This is a genomic window from Treponema sp. R8-4-B8 (genome assembly GCF_054786175.1).
In genome coordinates this window covers 1-465 of record NZ_BDHE01000357.1, presented here as the reverse complement: position 1 = coordinate 465, position 465 = coordinate 1, and the positions used below count along the sequence as shown (strand labels likewise).

General features: G+C 38.5%; 1 protein-coding gene. It reads right to left on the bottom strand.

Going from position 1 to position 465, the window contains the following annotated elements; genetic code table 11:
* Window positions 1-309 (bottom strand): AMP-binding protein (locus ACYVRA_RS08755; RefSeq protein ID WP_461252331.1); only part of this gene is annotated, 309 nt, incomplete at its 3' end.
* Window positions 310-465 lie beyond the last annotated feature (156 nt).

Below are 465 nucleotides of genomic sequence, written 5' to 3'. Positions count from 1 at the left end.
CACATTGTTTGGGCTGTCTGCAAAATAAACAGGCAATCCTATGCTTGAAAAATAATAAACCGACATTCTCTCAAACACGTGCGCCACAGGCAAAATGCTCATGTGTATGTTTTTGTCTGGGTCTAGGGGGAAAATTTCCGAAATGGATTTCAAATGCAAAATCATATTTTTTTGCGTTAAGGGAACGCCTTTGGGAGTTCCTGTTGAGCCGCTGGTGTAAATGATGGAAAATATTTCTTCTGGAGCAATGCTTTTTAAACGTTCCGCGAATTTTTGCCGCTCGTCTTCGCAGTCCAATTTTTTTACCATTTCAATAAAATATTCCTACGAAAAGGAGTTTTTATGCTCTGGATTGCTTGGCGAAGAAAACATATAAATAAGAGAGTCTATTTCGTTTGCAAGCTGGTAAGGTTCTGTCTCTTATACACATCTAGATGTGTATAAGAGACAGGTTTTCACCATTGA